Genomic DNA, 17117 nt, shown 5'->3' on the forward strand with positions numbered 1-17117 from the left:
AGAAGAAAGGTTTGAAGACAAACATCATATATAAAATTCTTTTTGTTGCGCTGCTAAGTTCATTACTAGGGGCTAATGGGGCATACGCACAGTTTTTGCTGCAGGCACCTAATAGCAGTGACGAACATAACTACAAATGGTACGAGGCCACAGATACCAATACTGTTTTGGGAACCGACTTCTTTTATGAGGTGACCCAACCAGGTATTTATTTTGCCACCTATGACGGCACACTTTGTGGTGCTAATGCCAGTGGATATTTTATAGTAACCGATTGTAATGCTCCTAATAATGAGGTAACCCTCGATATCTCATCCAGTGTCGGAGGAGCAGCAACAGTCAGTTGGTCTCCCGCTGTCAGTGGCGATCAATTACGGCCCGTGGTTACGGCAACTACTAACGTAGAAAAATATACGGCCACCCTTACCAAAGCAGGCTGCGATACTAACCTGCCCAATTTTACCGTGGTCTGCATGTACCAATCCAGTGACCTTGTTGATGATGTTATAGTAGTCTATGAAGATGAGTCCGTACTGATCCCTATTTTTGATAATGACCCATATTTACCCGATAATGGGATGCTTACGGTCTCCAATCCGTTTAATGGCAATATTGGCATTGATGATAATGGAACACCGAATAATCCGACCGATGACCGTGTAACCTTTACGCCAAATCCTAATTTTAATGGAAATACTTCCTTTACCTATACCGTTTGTAATGTCCTTGGCGATTGTAGTACGGCTACCGTCGATGTAACTGTTTTGCCAATCGTAGATGCTTTCGATGATACGATAGTTACTTGGGAAAACGACCCTGTGAATATTAATATCCTGGCAAACGATAACGATATTCCAGTGACGGGTACAATTGTAACCACAATCCCGGTAAACGGTACCGTGCTTATAAACGATAACGGGACCCCTAACGACCTTACCGATGACGATTTTACCTATACCCCTAATTTGGATTATGTGGGGCCAGATGAATTTACCTATACCATATGCGATGCTAATTTAAAGTGTAGCACCGCTAAAGTGCAAGTAATGGTAAATGCCAAGGATGTGGTCGATATCGATAGTGACAACGACGGTATTCTGGATAGTTTTGAGGATTTAAATTTAGATGGGGATAACGACCCTTCTACAAATCCGACAGATACCGATGGCGATGGTATTCCCGATTATTTGGATATCGATAGTGATAACGATGGTATTCCCGATAATGTAGAAGCACAGACAACATTAGGATATATTCCACCTAGTGGTATAGATGCCAACAATAATGGGCTGGACGATGCCTATGAACAAGATGGGAATTTAGGACTGTTTCCTATAGATACCGATGGAGATGGTATACCCGACTACCTAGATGACGATAGTGATGACGATGGGGTGCCCGATTATATAGAAGGCCACGATCACAACCATGACGGTATTCCAGATGTGGTAATTATTGGCTCCGATAAGGATAATGACGGGCTGGACGATGGATATGAGGGGGCTGTTTTAATAGATATAGATGTGAACGACGAAATTAACGATCCGATAAATGATCTTCCCAATACAGACGGCGATGACGAGGTAGACTATAGAGATCCTGATGACGATGGAGATGGAATTTTAACCAAGGATGAAGATACCAATGGCGATGGGAATTTTGCCAATGATGATTTTAATGGAAATGGTATTCCGAATTATTTAGATCCCGACCTGATCGTTTTGGAAGACGAGCTTGAAGTGTTCAACGTAATTACCCCAAATAACGATGGTATACACGATGTGTTGACCATAAAGGGGATTGAGAACTATCCAAACAATACTATAAAAATATACAATCGATGGGGCGTTTTGGTATATGGAACCAGAGGGTATGACAATACCTCCAATAATTTCGATGGCACCTCAGAAGGAAGGGTAACAGTGGCTAAAGACAACAAATTACCTGTAGGTACCTATTTCTATATACTGAATTACGCCAAGACAGCCGATGGGAAGATGACTAAGCTTACGGGATATATTTACATAAATAGATAATAAATGCTAAACCTTTTAAAAACCATACCAACCTATAAGCTGTTAACAATCGGATTGACGGCCGTGGTTCTGTTTCTTGGATTAAAAGTTCAGGCACAGCAAGATTCCCAGTATACTCAGTATATGTATAATACTGTTAGTGTAAATCCAGGATATGCCGGGTCTCGCGGGCATATGAGTATGGCGGCCCTGCACCGCTCCCAATGGGTGGGCCTCGATGGGGCACCCAAAACCCAAACATTAAATATCCATTCCCCAATAGGGTATAGAGGAGTAGGATTGGGGGTTTCTATCGTAAATGATCAGATTGGGCCAACCTCGGAAACCTATTTTGATACGGACTTTTCTTATACTATTTTTACCTCTGCCGAAGGCCGCATAAGTTTTGGACTAAAGGCGAGTGCCCACTTATTGGACATACGCTTTTCGGAACTTAACCAAGATTATAACAATCCAGGAGGACAAGATCCCACCCTGCAACAGGATATAAAAAATAAATTCTCGCCCAATATCGGGGCAGGAATATACTACCACACCGAGAGATATTATGCGGGAATATCGGTGCCAAGGTTTTTGCAGTCGACCCATTTTGATGGGGAAAATCTATCGACGGCAAAGGAACAAATGAATTTTTACCTGATAACAGGTTATGTTTTTGATATTAATGAGACCTTAAAATTCAAGCCCACAATATTATCAAAGATAGTGCAAGGGGCACCCTTACAACTAGACCTCTCTGCCAACTTCATGTATGACGAAAAGTTTATTATGGGCGCAGGATACCGGTGGAATGCGGCGCTCAGTGCCATGATCGGCTTTCAGGTTTCTAGAGAATTCATGATAGGGATGAGCTATGATAAGGAAACAACCGCCTTGGGGAGAGCTACTTTTAACGACGGATCTTTCGAAATAATTTTGAGATACGACCTTATTAAACATCTCGGGAATTTAAAATCACCTCGGTTTTTCTAACGCTATTCTTTTTAAAACCTTTATAATACCGCTACACTTCCCGTGAAGGGGAACTGCCATTGTTTTAATGATAATATAGGGAAATGTTGCCTAGTTTGGCTAGTCTGAGCATCATTCAATGTCAATTCTCAGAAAATAGTATTACTTTCCGAAAAAATGGAATTTCGCTCTAAAAAAATGCCCGTGGGCTTGGCTTTAGAGTATAAAATTCTAACATTTTTAGCTGAATTAATATTTATGATAGCCTTAACCCATATAATTGGGGAAAGATTTTATTTTTACAAAATGGAAGAGGAAAAAGTAATTTTGGTAAATCAATTTGATGAACAAATTGGGGTGATGCCTAAAATGGAAGCCCATGAAAAAGCCTTACTTCATAGGGCCTTTTCGGTCTTTGTTATGAATGACAAAGGAGAAACAATGGTACAGCAAAGAGCGGCCCATAAATACCATTCCCCCTTGTTATGGGCCAATACATGTTGCAGCCACCAAAGAGTGGGAGAAAGCAATATTGAAGCAGGAAGAAGAAGGTTGGTTGAGGAAATGGGCTTTGAAGTGCCTTTAAAAGAGGTAGTGTCTTTTATTTATAAAGCACCTTTCGATAACGGCCTTACAGAACATGAGTACGATCATGTGATGATTGGACATTACAATGGGGAACCCAATATTAACCCAGATGAAGTAGCCTCCTGGAAATGGATGAAACCCATAGATATCAAGAAAGACATGGAGAAATCTCCAGAAATTTATACAGCCTGGTTTAAAATTATTTTCGAGAAATTTTATGACCATATAACTCAGGATAGCACTGCAATATGAGAGTAAAGGTAAGTAGGAAAGCACATTTTAATGCTGCCCATAGACTGTATAGACCCGATTGGAGTTTTGAAAAAAATGAGGAGGTTTTTGGCCTGTGCAATAATCCCAATTTTCACGGTCATAACTACGAACTCATTGTGAGTGTTACCGGTAAAATAGATCCGGAAACAGGCTTTGTTATAGATATGAAAGTCCTTAAGGATCTTATCAAAACAGAGATCGAAGATTCCTTGGACCATAAAAATCTGAATATAGAAATTGAAGAATTTAAAACGGTAAACCCTACCGCAGAAAATATAGCAGTTTTTATATGGAACAAGCTTAGACCTTTTATAGCGGCATCAAACGATTTAGAGGTAGTTTTATACGAAACTCCTAGGAATTTTGTTACCTATACCGGACCCGAAGCATAATTTTTAAGAAATGAGGTCTAGGTCTATTCCTAATAACATGACCCCAAAGGGCTACTATCAACACATATATTTATACATTTCTATTTAAATTCAATATGAAAATACACCCATTAAAATTTAATCCTATACTAAAAGAACGCCTATGGGGCGGTACTAAATTAAAAGACGTTTTAGGAAAGCCCATCGAAAATGACATTACTGGCGAAAGCTGGGAACTATCGGCAGTAGAAGGCGATGTGTCCGTAGTGGCCAATGGAGACCTACAAGGAACTTCCTTGCAGAAACTGATCAATGAGTATCCGGAAGAATTATTGGGGAAAAGTGTGTTTGAGCGTTTTGGGAAGGAATTTCCAATTCTTATAAAGTTTATCGATGCCAAACAAGACCTTTCTATTCAATTACATCCCAATGATGAACTGGCCAAAAAACGCCATAATTCCTTTGGGAAAACAGAAATGTGGTACATTATGGATGCCGATAAGGGTGCAGAACTTATCGTAGGCTTTAATAAAGACGTTTCTAAGGAAGAGTATGCCAAAAGTATTGAGGACGATACGCTCTTAGAGCTGTTAAACTATGAAACGGTAAAAGAAGGAGATACCTTTTTTATCAATACTGGTAAAATTCATGCTATCGGAGCCGGAGTGCTATTGGCCGAAATTCAGCAGACCTCCGATATTACCTATAGAGTGTTCGATTTTAACCGAAAGGATAAGGACGGTAACCTAAGGGAACTTCATACAGAATTAGCCTTGGATGCAGTAGATTACGAAAAGAAGGACGATTTTAAAGTAAAGTACTCCGTAGAAAAAGATACCGTTAACCAAATGGTGGCCTGCCCTTATTTTAACACCAACTTTTTGGAGCTAACAGAAGATTTGGAATTGGATGTCGCAACGCGAGATTCTTTTACCATATACATGTGTGTAGGGGGAAGCGCAACGGTAGAGAACGATTTTGGAAGTGCTAAAATTAATAAAGGAGAAACGGTTTTGATCCCTGCAAATTCCAATTTTATTAAATTAATAGCAAGCGGAGCAAAACTTTTAGAGGTTACAATCTGAAAATGATTACTTTTGCATAAAAATATTAGCAATGGCAAGTATAAAGAATTTAAAAAAAGACATCAATTACGTTTTAGGAGATATCATTGAAGCTGTTTACCTAGTTGAGGCTTCAGCAAATAAGCAAAACTCTACTGAAGGAAATGCAATTGTAGATGAGGCGATAGCAACCTTTGATGACTTAATTGAAAAAGTGAACAAGAAAGATGTTGAGAACAGAAAAGCACATCTTAAAGTTGTAAAACAAGAATTAGAGACCAAAGCTGGTTCTTTGATCGAACAACTTAATAAAATAGGGTAATCCTAAAATAAAGTCAAAAAAAAGCATCCTTTTCAGGATGCTTTTTTTTTGTTTATTGTTTTGCTTGGGCCTTAGAGGCTTCTACATATTTTTTTAATTCCTTACCGTATTTAGATTCGGCAACTTCCGGAGTTAAAGATTTGTTGATGGAATCCAAGTATTTAATATTCGCATCCGATACTTCCTTTATAGCAATGTAAGGCGCTATATAAGAGTCTACATTGTTCATCGCAAAATTAAGCGCAAACAGGTACCCCCTGCGAACATTCTTATCGCTTAAATCCTGAAGAGAATCCATTACGGCAGTATTAACCTGATTTTTAGGGTCAAGACTAGCTCTTAGGTAATCTAAATTTTTGGTGTTGAATTTAGACATTACCGCCTGGTACTCCTTTAATTTTTCATGGGTCTTAGACCCTTCAATTTTAGCATTGGTATCAAAGGTATTCCATGCAGTGTTAATGGTGATGGTTCCCGGTTCTCCAAAAAAGGTGATTCGATCGTTGATATCGTTATTGTCTTTCTTGTCCAAGTACAGGTAAAACAATTCCGGACTTTCTAAAGTAGTGGTAAAAGAGAATTTTCCATCCCCGGAAATTGAAAGGGAATCAATATTGACCAAGGTCGAATCAGGAACATGTTGCAAATACAAGGTTCCTTTTTTTAGTCCTTTTACGTTACCGGTTACAGTCATCGTATTTTCGGCATTGCTTCCACACGAGCTTATAAAAAGTGCTATGGCAGCAGCCATTAATATTTTCTTCATAGTTTAATTTTAGCAATACAAATATCATTAAAGTTTATGGAATTTTTAACCTTTTGATGCAATTTCCATAAGAATTGTACAAAGGATAGCACCACCTGTTCCGACCACATATCCAAATACGGCCAACAACACCCCTACAGAAGTCAGGGAAGGATGAAATTCTGCAGCCACCACCGGTGCAGAAGCTGCTCCGCCCACATTGGCCTGGCTGCCGACAGCCAAAAAGAAATAAGGGGCCTTAATTAATTTGGCGACAATTATTAACAAAACAGCATGTATGCTAATCCAAATAAATCCAATGAGAATTAATCCTGGGTTTTCAAATACCTTGCTCAAATCCATTTTCATACCAATGGTTGCTACCAATAGGTAAATAAAAACACTTCCTATTTTACTGGCTCCGGCACCTTCATAGTTCTTGGCCTTGGTAAAGGAAAGAGCAATACCGGCAACAGTGGCAAGGACAACAAGCCAAAAGAAATTAGAGCCTAAAAAGGATAAAAAGCTTTTTTTATTACTGACTATGTCAAAAGTATCAATCAAAAAAGAACTGATAATATCCCCGAAAAAATGTGCCGCCCCAACAGCAGAAAAAGCAAAAAAGAGCATCATCATATAATCGGTTAGGGTAGGAACCCGAGTGATTTTTTCAGAAAAGGCCGATACCTTAACACGTAGCTTTTCAATGGCCGTAGTGTCGGCTTTTAACCAACGATCTATTTTTTTTGTCTTCCCGACCCCTAGTAAGATAATGGCCATCCAAACGTTGGCAACTACAATGTCAACCAGTACCATGCCGCCATATTTCTCCGGATTGTAGTTGTATATCTCTAACATAGCAGCCTGGTTGGCCCCACCGCCAATCCAACTCCCGGCAATGGTAGATAAACCTCTCCAAATAGCATCAAAATCATTTCCGCCAACAGTCTCTGGAGAAAAAATAGAGACTATTAAAATAGCAATAGGTCCGCCAATGATAATACCTACCGAACCGGTTAAGAACATAATCAATGCCTTGGAGCCAAGGTCTTTTATGGCTTTTAAATCTATGCTTAAGGTCATTAATACCAAAGCAGCAGGAAGTAAATACCTACTGGCCATAAAATATAAATTGGAAGTATCATCCGAAACAAGTCCGCTACTGGCCAAAATTGCGGGTAATAAATAACACATTAAAACTGCTGGGACAAAATTGTAAAATTTGCTCCAAAATCCCGTTTTAAGGGAAGAAGTATAAAAAATAAACCCTAAACATAAGCTTAGGAGCCCAAAAACGACAGCATCGTTGGTAATTATAGGTTCAGTCATGAATGATAAATTTGAATGGTCTTTAAATGTAAATATTATTAAAGGTTCTGTTGGATAAAATAGGCAACCCCATTTTCGGTATGTGGTAAGGTAACATAATCGGCAATGGCCTTTACTTCTTCCCTGGCATTGCCAACGGCAACCCCACAGCCCACATGCATAAGCATTTCCATATCGTTGTAGTTGTCGCCAAAGGCAACCACATCTTTTAAGGTCTCCTCTGGGGATAACAATGAAGCAATGGCCGATAGTTTTGATACCGACTTTGGGGAAACCTCAATAAGGGTATCGTTAGATCTGTAAAAATGGAGTATCTCGCCCATTTTTTCCTCAAGTATGGGCAGAATGGCATCGGCAGACTCCTTAGTGCACATCATCATAATTTTATGGGCTCCAATGTTCCTGTTGCTCCAATCCGCTAGCGTATCCGTAGTAGCCCTTATTATAGGAGTTACATGGGTATGGTGAATTTCTCGTTCTACCCTAACAGAATTCCTTGGCACGTACCATTCGTCTTGGAAATACAGCCCTAAATCAATTTCAAAGGGCTCTGATAACCGATGTAGCTTGTGTAGAGATGTTATTTCTATGATGGTCGAAGAGATCACCTGGTTGTCCTTGTCCAATACCAAAGCGCCATTATAACAAATTATCGGTTGTTCGTTAATGGCCAATTTCTCTTGAATGTAGTGCATGGAAGAAGGCATCCTTGCCGAAACCAAGGTTATTTTTGTCCCCTTCTTAATTCGGGTAATTTCCGAGATGGTAAAGTCAGAAACTTCACTTTTAGTCGTTAAAAGCGTACCATCAATATCTGAGCATAATATTTTGTATTTCATTGTAGAAGTATGTGCAATTGCTATTTGTATGATTGTTCTTTTTGAAATAATTATTTCATAGCTTTCAAAAATAGCAAAATATGGCGGTAGCACTAATTTTTAAACAGGCTTTAATATTAAAATCAGGGCGTTGACTATTTTTCTTAAGTTTTTGAGGCTTTTGACTTCCTAAAGTCTTTAAGGTGGTACAAGAGTTATAGGGCGAATTGTATGATTATTTGGGCGTTTCCCTAACGGGTCGGGCACTTGGCTATATCCCTTGCTCCGCTGCGGGGATGCCGCCGCGGTCCCTAACGCGAAAAAATGACTAAATGGAGCTATTGTTCAAGCTTAGAATAATTCAATGGGCATGAAACACAATATGGGATTCTTAATTGATAGCTTTCTAAAAGAAGCTGAAGATTATCGGTTCTCCAGGAGTATAGGAGTAGTTTAGGTGTTTTTATATTTTTTTAAACACTGGGATATGATTTCTTGGATCTCCGCCTCCTTTTGCGTCCCTAAAAGAACTTTTTTACCCGATTTCTGAACGATTTGTATACCAATATTGCCACGTACATTATAAGCCTTCCCGTTTTTTAGGGAAATTCGGTATCCCCATCCGCCATATTCCATTATCGGGTTGTATTTTCGAACAGAACAACTTTCCATTTGCTCCCAGAGGATCGTTTTTTTTCGAAAATGAAAAGGCCTGAATTGAAAATGAATACCTACCTCATCTATTTCTGTTTTCAGTTGTATTACCAATAAAAGCACTAGGGTACCCACAAGGCTTATTACAAGAATGAACTGTCCGGTGGTATCATTGCTCGCTACATTGCCTACGGCAGTATCCATTATAAACCATAGATAAAAGGCATACAGTAAAAAACCAACGCTTGCCCATTGTAATAATAGAACCCACCATTGGTTAAAGCGTTGTGTTTCTGTAAATAATCTCATGGTTTAAAGGTTAGGTTTCATTGTTACTATAGCGACATCCTATGAGCTAAAACTAGGGAAGTATCAGGGCCAAACCCTGCACCACGCACCATTTCTCGTTCTTAGCTACAAAGCTATTTTGGAAAGCTGTGTCAAAGTTATTTCAAACGTTTTGAGGCGCCTGCCATAATTGGTCATGTTACAATGAATGTATAAAATTTAACCGCCCCTTCAAAATTATATTAGATGTATTGTTATGATTTAAAGTCCTTTGTTTTTTTCTTATTAGGATTTTTAAAAAGCCTTTTAAAGAAACCATCTCGTTTTACGGGCTCGCAATTTAATTTGTGTTGAACGGCCGAGGTGGGGGCATCAAATTTTGCCTTGGTAATATAATCAAAGGATTTGTCTGCATTGAGTTTTTGCATCCAAGTAGCAAACATTGGCAAGGCAGCATTTGCCCCTTGGCCCAACCGGGTACTCCTAAAGCCTATTTCATGATTGTCTAACCCTACCCATGTAATGTGAACTAAACGGGGGGTTAGGGCCACAAACCATGCATCCTTATTATTTTGGGTGGTTCCCGTTTTTCCGGCTATATCATTTTTAAGACCATAGGTAGATCGGATTCTGGCAGCAGTACCACTATTGATCGTAGCCTTCATCATTTCTATCATGATTTGACCATTTTCTTCAGAAAAAGCCCTCTTTTTAGCAATTATAGGATTAAAAACTTCAAGAATAGAATCTTTGCTATTGGTTATTTGTTGTATAATAAAAGGTTTTACCGATTTCCCATGATTTAAATAACTGGCATAGGAACCGGCAAGTTCGTTAATCGTTAATTCTGCGGTACCTAGGGCCAAAGAAGGTAAGGCAGGTAAATCGCTGCTAATACCCATCTTCTTTGCTTGTTGAATTACATTATCGATGCCTGTTTTCTCCAATACTTTTACAGCAACCGTATTGACCGAATTGCTTAGGGCTTCTTCCATAGAATAATTAAGGAAGGTTTCGTCTTTAGAGCCAGCGTTACTAGGAGACCATCCTTCCATGTTTTCATAGGCAACTTCTTGGGCAGAGAAATAAGTACAAGGAGAAATACCCTTTTCTAAGGCTGCCGTATATACAATGGGTTTAAAAGACGAACCTACCTGCCGCTTACTTTGTGAAATATGATCGTATTTGTAATATTTAAAGTTAACGCCCCCGATCCAGGTTTTAACGGCTCCGGATGATGGATCCAAAGAAAGGGAACCGGTGTTTAGAAATTTAGTATAATGTAGCAAACTATCCACCGTACTGGCAAGCCGACTTTTTTCTTCGCCCCAGTCTGCTAAGACCATTTCTTTTTTAAGGTGTAACTGCTCCAAGGCTTCTTGTTCCGATAGCCCTTTTTTTAGGAGACGTTTATACGCTTGGGAATTGTAAATGATCTTTTTTATCAATCGCTTGTCTTTAATCCATGGGGCATTTTTACCATAACTTTTTTCAAAATTATCTTGTAGTGTTTTCATATGGTCGACCATAGAGGCTTCGGCCAAAACTTGCATCTTGTAATCCAGGGTGGTGTAAATTTTTAGGCCATCCGTATAGATGTTATAGGACTCACCCTTGTCTTTTTGGGCTTTGGCCCAGCTCAAAAGCTGTTGGCGTACCTCTTCCCTAAAATAAGGGGCAATCCCTTCGTTATGGTCGTAGTCCTTATAATTGAGCTGTATAGGAATGTTGGTAAGGCTATCTTTTTGTTCAGCTGTTATAAAATTGTTTTGCTGCATAGATTGCAGTACTAGGTTTCGTCTGCTTAAACTGTTTTCTGGAAACACCCTGGGATTATAACCATAAGTGGCCTTTAGCATGCCTACCAGCACGGCACTTTCCTCTATGGTGAGGCCATTGGCGGTCTTGTTAAAGAATTTTAAGGCAGCGCTTTCTATGCCAAAGGTGTTGTCGCCAAAGGAAACGGTATTGAGGTAAAGCGTTAAAATCTCCTCCTTAGAATAAATAGTTTCCATTCGCCTGGCGATGATCATTTCCTTTACCTTGGAAACAGCTAAATTTAATTTCCCCGGTTTTTCCCGAGGATAAATGTTTTTGGCCAACTGTTGGCTTATGGTACTGCCGCCACCGGAAGATTTGTCCTGAAGGGCAATCGACTTCACCATTACACGCATTAAACTGGTATAGTCTATCCCCTTATGCTCATAAAAACGCTCGTCCTCTATGGCTATTAATGCCTGTAATAAATGTTGGGGAATAGCTTCGTAGGCTATTGGCTGCCTGTCAAATAAATAAAATTTGCCGATAAGGACGCTATCGGCAGAATAAACTTCGGAAGCGCGCTGGTATTTAAAATCAGATAGTTCTTTTTTGTTCGGGATTTTGCCCCAAGCTCCTAGGTAAATGCTTGCGAAAAATAAGAATCCAGCGAATAGAAAACTTAAAAAGAATAGGGTTCCGAATTTTAAAAAGCGATTTTTAATAGGTATTTGCATCCTTGGAATGATTTAGGTACTACAATAGTAATTTAAAAAATTAAAAAGGAGCAAGACTTAACAATACCTTAAAAAACTATTTGGTAATTTTGGTCCGCTCAGGGTGAGTTAATAAGAACTTACTGTCGGTGGCAGTAATACAATTAAAATTTTCAAGCTAATTATATGATCATATAGGGTTGTCAAGGCCCGAAAGAATTGAAATCTATACAGTTTCGAAATGAGTATGAGCCAAAACTGCTCGTAAATACGAATTCGGCCATGCGAATTAAATATAATCGTTAAAAAACAATACATATATACATATGAATAAGGTGTTTATTTTATTTTTTCTTGTCGTGCAGCTTTCTTTTGGCAACGACATGGAGTGGTCCAAAACGGGCCATAGGACTATTGGTGAAATTGCCCAGAACCATTTATCGCGTAAGGCCAAAAGAGCTATCGATAAATTATTAAACGGTCAGGGATTGGCCTTAGTGTCTACTTTTGGAGATGATATAAAATCAGATCGCAGTTTTTCTAAATTCGGTCCTTGGCACTATGTAAACTATCCTTTAGGGAAAAAATATACAGAGGTAACTCCTAGTAGGTCCGGCGATATAGTGAGCGGAATTCAGCAGTGTATAGCGATCGTTACAGCTAAAAATAGTACCCAAGAAGACAAGGTTTTTTACCTGAAAATGTTGGTGCACTTGGTGGGCGATTTGCATCAACCGATGCATGCTGGTCGATTGGAGGATAAAGGAGGTAACGATATTCAAGTAAGATGGTTTGGGAAAGGTACAAACCTGCACCGCCTATGGGATAGTAATATGATCGATGGTTATGGAATGAGCTATATGGAATTGGCCAATAATATGCCGAAGCTTTCTAAAACACAGATAAAGACCATTCAGAAGGGCAATGTATTGGATTGGGTAGAAGAATCTCATGCCTTAGCAGAGGAGTTATACGGCTCCGTAAAGGTGGGTGAAAAATTGGGATACCAATACAGTTATAAATATTGGTCCGTTGTAGAGCAGCAGTTACAGCGGGGTGGACTCCGTTTAGCAAAGGTGTTGAACGATATGTTTTAGAAAATAAGCTAGTACAAGGACATGCCTCTTGCAAGGTGTTTTTTGGATGTGAAATATAAAAAAATCGATTCTTTAGAGTCGATTTTTTTAGTTTATAACCCTAAAGGTTAAATTGATACGCTCTTTAATGGCTTTGGTGGTTTTGGGTATCTGATGTAGCCAATGCTGTTGGGTTTCACCTTTCATCAATAATAGGCTACCATGCTGTAAGCGTATTTTGTGTTTATGTGCCGTTTTGGTTTTATGTTTAAGATGAAAATAGCGTTCCTCTCCCAAACTTATCGAAGCAATAACAGGATGTAGGCCTAACTCTTTTTCATTGTCGGCATGCCAGCCATTACTATCCTTGCCGGTTCTGTATAAGTTTAACAAACAACTAGTAAAACATATTCCGGCAACTGTGTCCACCTTATCTTTAAGGGCCAATAAAAGAGGTGTAAAACTGTTGGGGTGCATGGTAATGTTAGCATAGGAATACGGCTTGTCGTTGTTGCCATATAAGGCTGTTAACCTTGGCTGGGGATGGGTTTTTCCAAAAACGGTAATCAGATCTTGCTGCCAGGGTACTGTGGTAAGCAATGTAGTAAAGTAGTGGTCGGCTTCCGTTCCGGTTAAAAAATTGGGAAAATAAGTAATGTCACTGTCCGGAAGATGCAGTTTTTCGGGTTGTGAAAAAAGTCCGTTCATAATAGTGAAATATTGAAGGCTGTTTTCCTACCGATTGTTGGGAGTGTACACCTTCTCTTTTTTATTTTTCGGTTAACCTATACATGGCCCCTATCCTAATCCGAATTAAGGGCGGTTTATAAATATTTTTTTAGTCGCTCTTTCTTGTATTCCGGTAAGGAAGGGTTATCAATAGCTTTTTGAAGTAGTAAGCGATCTTTTTCCTTGGAAAGAATAATCCTTAAACACTCCGAAACGGTCAAGGTATTTTCAGATCTTTCTATTAGGACAACAGCATCACCTTTTTGTACATAGCCCTCTTCCAAAATTCTAACGTAGGTGCCGGGATAGCCGTGGTTTAAAAATTGTAGCACCATGACCTCATCTTTAAACCTAACCCCAAGTTTGTAGCACGGTTCTCTGGGTTGTGTTACTTGTACCAAAGCTTGGCCAATCCGATATATATCGCCGATTCTTATTTCAGTATCATCAAAACCTTCAATGCTGAGGTTTTCACCAAACATTCCCCAATTCCAGTTTAGATGGGGATATAAGTTCTGCCAATAAGGGTATTGGTCCGTGGAGAACAGATAACAAGCTTTGTTTATGCCGCCATGATGAGCGCGGTCAATTACTTTGTCATCCAAAACATCGGTATTTCCTAAATATATGGGAGTGGTGCTGGGGTGTTTATAAATCCCCGTCTGCACCTCTTGTCCATTTCTAACAATGGTCGTAATAGAACCAATATTTGTCGAGATAATTTTCATTGTATAAAGGTAATAAAGCTTTGTTTTATAATGATGAACGATTTCTAATTGTTAAGCACCCTATGCCTACAAGTACGAATACGCCCAATACATAAGTACAAATTGAAGAGGAATCCTGAGTGTTAATATCCATTTAGGGATTCCGGCCGAAGCCTTTTCGCCAGTGAGCATGTAGAAATGTACCAATAGGAAAACGCCCAACATAACAATGATTCCATAAATAGAAAGTGCTTGCGTTAATGGAAAGCATACACCAATACCTAATAGTATTTCAGCAATTCCGCTTAAGGAAACCAATTGTTTAGGATATGGTAAATAACGAGGCATTATCCTTAAATACATCTTAGGCTTTATAAAATGCATCATTCCAGCAAGGATATACAGGGTGGCCATAAGGTAAAGATGCCAAGGGTAGCTCATATTTATTTTTTCTTAAAGGTAAGCTTTAGCCATTATTTGGCAACAATTTTTTAGCTGTCAACAATCTGTTATCTATTATTGAGGTACATTTTTAAAGGATACAAAATAGCATGGGACATTCATTTATATAAAGGTCTTTTCCTGGTACGAATTTATAAAATAGAAGTTTCATTCCAAGTTTGGTCAAAAATATAAAGACAAAAAAAAGAGACTGTTTTTTTAGGACAGCCTCTTTTATGGTACTAGTACTTATAACAGTACTATTTTATTTTACCATTTCATAACTACGTTTAATGAAATTGGTAAGTTCTTCACCTTTTAACAATCCTTTTGATAAACGGGCCAAATCTAAAGACTGATTGATTAATCGCTCTTTCTTTTTAGCTGTTTTGGTATTCAGGATTTCTGAAACTAGTTCGTGATTGGTATTGATCACCAGATTGTACATTTCTGGCATATTACCCATTCCAAACATTCCGCCACCACCGGTTTGTTGCATTTCTTTCATACGTCGCAAAAATTCTGGCTCGGTAATCATGAAAGGAGAGGCGTCGCTATCCATAGCTTCTAATTGTATAGTATAGCTTTTGTTGTTGATAGCAGTTTCAATATCGGTTTTTAAAGTTTCCTTCTCCTCGTCAGAAAGCTTGGAAATTTGAGCATCTTCTTTCTTGATAAGGTTATCTAAGTGGTCTGCATCTACACGTGCAAAAGAGATATTCTCTTTAGAAGTCTCCAGTTTCTGCATTAAATGCGAAATGATAGGAGAGTCTAATAACAATACTTCTAGGCCTTTAGCTTTGGCAGCTTCAATATAACTGTGTTGTTCCTCTTTGTTAGAAGCGTACAAGATTACAAGCTTGTTGTCCTTGTCCGTATGTGCAGGCTTTAATTTTTCTTGTAATTCTTCAAAAGTGTAAAAAGCACCGTCTACGGTTGGGTAAAGGGCAAATTTATCGGCTTTTTCAAAGAATTTTTCTTCAGAAAGCATTCCATACTCAATAACGATTTTAATATCGTTCCATTTAGCCTCTAAATCTTCTCTGTTGTTTTTAAAGATAGAGTTTAATTTATCGGCAACCTTACGGGTAATATAAGATGATATCTTTTTTACAGCACCATCGGCTTGTAAGTAAGAACGAGATACGTTTAATGGAATGTCCGGAGAGTCAATAACTCCTCTTAACATTGTTAAGAATTCTGGAACAATCCCTTCTACATTGTCTGTTACGAAAACCTGATTCTGGTATAACTGTATCCTGTCTTTCTGAACATTAAGATCTTGACTTAATTTTGGGAAATAAAGAATACCTGTTAGGTTAAAAGGATAATCTACATTTAAGTGGATGTTGAATAAAGGGTCTTCGAACTGCATTGGATACAATTCCCTGTAGAAACCTTTATAATCTTCCTCTTTTAAGTCTGCTGGTTGTTTTGTCCAGGCTGGAGTAGGGTTGTTAATAATATTATCTACTTCCTGAGTAGGTGCCGGATCTTCTTCCTTGGCATCTTCTGGTTTCGGTAAGGTTTCTGTCTTAGTTCCAAATTTAATTGGAATAGGCATAAACTTGTTGTACTTCTCAAGAAGTCCACCAATTTTGGCCTCTTCTAAAAACTCAAGAGAATCTTCGGCAACATGAAGGATGATTTCTGTACCGCGCTCCTTCTTGTCAGATGCTTCTAGGGTGAAGTTTGGAGAACCATCGCAAGTCCAGTGTGCTGCAGGTTCGTCCTTGAAACTTTTAGTAATGATTTCTACCTTTTCAGCTACCATAAAGGCAGAGTAGAAACCTAAACCGAAATGTCCGATAATACCAGAGTCCTTAGCAGAGTCTTTGTATTTGTCCAAGAATTCTTCAGCGCCAGAAAAAGCTACTTCGTTAATGTACTTCTGAACCTCTTCCTCGGTCATTCCCAGACCTTGGTCAATTACATGGATTTTTTTGCCTTCTTTGTCTACTTTTATCTCAATAATAGGATTGCCGTACTCTACCTTGGCCTCACCTATAGCGGTAAGGTGTTTCAATTTTAAGGTAGCATCGGTTGCATTAGACACTAGCTCTCTGAGGAAAATCTCATGATCGCTGTAAAGGAATTTTTTTATAAGCGGAAATATGTTCTCAACGGAAACATTAATCTTGCCTGTGGCCATACTTCAATAGTTTTTTAGAGTTATGGGTATTGATGGACAAAAAAAATACCATAGTGCCTCAAGGTGACAAACTGACATTGTTTATTTTTCGAATGTTAA

16 protein-coding genes are annotated in these 17117 nt (G+C 38.8%); 7 read left to right on the top strand and 9 right to left on the bottom strand.

Annotated features, from left to right (window positions below; all coding sequences use genetic code 11):
- Nucleotides 1-11 precede the first annotated feature (11 nt).
- The 6 genes from HCG49_RS14365 to HCG49_RS14390 all read left to right on the top strand — a co-directional run bounded on the left by HCG49_RS14365 (nucleotide 12) and on the right by HCG49_RS14390 (nucleotide 5605).
- Complete coding sequence (locus HCG49_RS14365) at nucleotides 12-2036, top strand: gliding motility-associated C-terminal domain-containing protein (protein ID WP_168470232.1); 2025 nt, start codon at nucleotides 12-14, stop codon at nucleotides 2034-2036.
- Nucleotides 2037-2039: 3 nt separating this feature from the next.
- Nucleotides 2040-3008: a type IX secretion system membrane protein PorP/SprF gene (locus tag HCG49_RS14370; protein WP_168470233.1), complete on the top strand. Its 969-nt coding sequence runs from the start codon at nucleotides 2040-2042 to the stop codon at nucleotides 3006-3008.
- A 285-nt stretch (nucleotides 3009-3293) separates the two neighbouring features.
- Nucleotides 3294-3827 carry an isopentenyl-diphosphate Delta-isomerase gene (gene idi / locus HCG49_RS14375; protein WP_168470234.1) on the top strand — a complete coding sequence of 178 codons (534 nt, stop codon included), beginning with the start codon at nucleotides 3294-3296 and terminating at the stop codon, nucleotides 3825-3827.
- Complete coding sequence (locus HCG49_RS14380; RefSeq protein WP_168470235.1) at nucleotides 3824-4240, top strand: 6-pyruvoyl trahydropterin synthase family protein; 417 nt, start codon at nucleotides 3824-3826, stop codon at nucleotides 4238-4240. Before idi ends, HCG49_RS14380 begins: the two co-directional genes overlap by 4 nt.
- A gap of 101 nt (nucleotides 4241-4341) precedes the next feature.
- Nucleotides 4342-5304 carry a type I phosphomannose isomerase catalytic subunit gene (locus HCG49_RS14385; RefSeq protein WP_168470294.1) on the top strand — a complete coding sequence of 321 codons (963 nt, stop codon included), beginning with the start codon at nucleotides 4342-4344 and terminating at the stop codon, nucleotides 5302-5304.
- A 31-nt stretch (nucleotides 5305-5335) separates the two neighbouring features.
- A complete protein-coding gene (locus HCG49_RS14390) occupies nucleotides 5336-5605 on the top strand; it encodes a hypothetical protein (protein WP_168470236.1) in 270 nt (89 codons plus the stop codon).
- 52 nt (nucleotides 5606-5657) lie between these two features.
- Here HCG49_RS14390 and HCG49_RS14395 read toward each other — a convergent pair whose 3' ends face one another.
- The 5 genes from HCG49_RS14395 to HCG49_RS14415 form a co-directional block, all read right to left on the bottom strand.
- Nucleotides 5658-6371, bottom strand: a complete 714-nt coding sequence (locus HCG49_RS14395; RefSeq protein ID WP_168470237.1) for a DUF4369 domain-containing protein — start codon at nucleotides 6369-6371, stop codon at nucleotides 5658-5660.
- A gap of 45 nt (nucleotides 6372-6416) precedes the next feature.
- Entirely contained in the window at nucleotides 6417-7679 is a 1263-nt protein-coding gene (locus HCG49_RS14400) for a DUF819 domain-containing protein (protein ID WP_168470238.1), read from the bottom strand.
- A gap of 38 nt (nucleotides 7680-7717) precedes the next feature.
- Entirely contained in the window at nucleotides 7718-8518 is an 801-nt protein-coding gene (locus HCG49_RS14405) for a Cof-type HAD-IIB family hydrolase (RefSeq protein WP_168470239.1), read from the bottom strand.
- A 432-nt stretch (nucleotides 8519-8950) separates the two neighbouring features.
- Complete coding sequence (locus HCG49_RS18605; RefSeq protein ID WP_168470240.1) at nucleotides 8951-9460, bottom strand: hypothetical protein; 510 nt, start codon at nucleotides 9458-9460, stop codon at nucleotides 8951-8953.
- 233 nt (nucleotides 9461-9693) lie between these two features.
- Entirely contained in the window at nucleotides 9694-11934 is a 2241-nt protein-coding gene (locus tag HCG49_RS14415) for a transglycosylase domain-containing protein (protein WP_168470241.1), read from the bottom strand.
- A gap of 305 nt (nucleotides 11935-12239) precedes the next feature.
- Here HCG49_RS14415 and HCG49_RS14420 point away from each other — a divergent pair, with 305 nt between their 5' ends.
- Nucleotides 12240-13010, top strand: coding sequence for a S1/P1 nuclease (locus tag HCG49_RS14420; protein WP_168470242.1), 771 nt, complete (start codon nucleotides 12240-12242; stop codon nucleotides 13008-13010).
- Nucleotides 13011-13097: 87 nt separating this feature from the next.
- Here the strand turns inward: HCG49_RS14420 and HCG49_RS14425 are convergent, their stop codons facing one another.
- The 4 genes from HCG49_RS14425 to htpG form a co-directional block, all read right to left on the bottom strand.
- Nucleotides 13098-13697, bottom strand: a complete 600-nt coding sequence (locus HCG49_RS14425; protein WP_168470243.1) for an alpha-ketoglutarate-dependent dioxygenase AlkB family protein — start codon at nucleotides 13695-13697, stop codon at nucleotides 13098-13100.
- A gap of 116 nt (nucleotides 13698-13813) precedes the next feature.
- Nucleotides 13814-14446 carry an MOSC domain-containing protein gene (locus HCG49_RS14430; protein WP_168470244.1) on the bottom strand — a complete coding sequence of 211 codons (633 nt, stop codon included), beginning with the start codon at nucleotides 14444-14446 and terminating at the stop codon, nucleotides 13814-13816.
- Between the two features lie 66 nt (nucleotides 14447-14512).
- Nucleotides 14513-14866 (bottom strand): DoxX family protein, encoded by a 354-nt coding sequence (locus tag HCG49_RS14435; protein WP_168470245.1) that lies wholly within the window; start codon nucleotides 14864-14866, stop codon nucleotides 14513-14515.
- A 265-nt stretch (nucleotides 14867-15131) separates the two neighbouring features.
- Nucleotides 15132-17018: a molecular chaperone HtpG gene (htpG, locus tag HCG49_RS14440; protein ID WP_072764819.1), complete on the bottom strand. Its 1887-nt coding sequence runs from the start codon at nucleotides 17016-17018 to the stop codon at nucleotides 15132-15134.
- Nucleotides 17019-17117: the final 99 nt, after the last annotated feature.

The sequence above is a fragment of the Arenibacter sp. 6A1 genome (assembly GCF_012272855.1).
Lineage (GTDB): Bacteria > Bacteroidota > Bacteroidia > Flavobacteriales > Flavobacteriaceae > Arenibacter.

What these genes read in the sequence shown, in the direction of transcription:
- idi (WP_168470234.1), top strand. Translation starts at nt 3,294, where the DNA reads ATGGAAGAGGAAAAAGTAATTTTGGTAAATCAATTTGATGAACAAATT.
- HCG49_RS14395 (WP_168470237.1), bottom strand. Translation starts at nt 6,371, where the DNA reads ATGAAGAAAATATTAATGGCTGCTGCCATAGCACTTTTTATAAGCTCG.
- HCG49_RS14415 (WP_168470241.1), bottom strand. Translation starts at nt 11,934, where the DNA reads ATGCAAATACCTATTAAAAATCGCTTTTTAAAATTCGGAACCCTATTC.
- HCG49_RS14400 (WP_168470238.1), bottom strand. Translation starts at nt 7,679, where the DNA reads ATGACTGAACCTATAATTACCAACGATGCTGTCGTTTTTGGGCTCCTA.
- HCG49_RS14425 (WP_168470243.1), bottom strand. Translation starts at nt 13,697, where the DNA reads ATGAACGGACTTTTTTCACAACCCGAAAAACTGCATCTTCCGGACAGT.
- HCG49_RS14405 (WP_168470239.1), bottom strand. Translation starts at nt 8,518, where the DNA reads ATGAAATACAAAATATTATGCTCAGATATTGATGGTACGCTTTTAACG.
- HCG49_RS14420 (WP_168470242.1), top strand. Translation starts at nt 12,240, where the DNA reads ATGAATAAGGTGTTTATTTTATTTTTTCTTGTCGTGCAGCTTTCTTTT.
- HCG49_RS14370 (WP_168470233.1), top strand. Translation starts at nt 2,040, where the DNA reads ATGCTAAACCTTTTAAAAACCATACCAACCTATAAGCTGTTAACAATC.
- htpG (WP_072764819.1), bottom strand. Translation starts at nt 17,018, where the DNA reads ATGGCCACAGGCAAGATTAATGTTTCCGTTGAGAACATATTTCCGCTT.
- HCG49_RS14390 (WP_168470236.1), top strand. Translation starts at nt 5,336, where the DNA reads ATGGCAAGTATAAAGAATTTAAAAAAAGACATCAATTACGTTTTAGGA.
- HCG49_RS14430 (WP_168470244.1), bottom strand. Translation starts at nt 14,446, where the DNA reads ATGAAAATTATCTCGACAAATATTGGTTCTATTACGACCATTGTTAGA.
- HCG49_RS18605 (WP_168470240.1), bottom strand. Translation starts at nt 9,460, where the DNA reads ATGAGATTATTTACAGAAACACAACGCTTTAACCAATGGTGGGTTCTA.
- HCG49_RS14380 (WP_168470235.1), top strand. Translation starts at nt 3,824, where the DNA reads ATGAGAGTAAAGGTAAGTAGGAAAGCACATTTTAATGCTGCCCATAGA.
- HCG49_RS14435 (WP_168470245.1), bottom strand. Translation starts at nt 14,866, where the DNA reads ATGAGCTACCCTTGGCATCTTTACCTTATGGCCACCCTGTATATCCTT.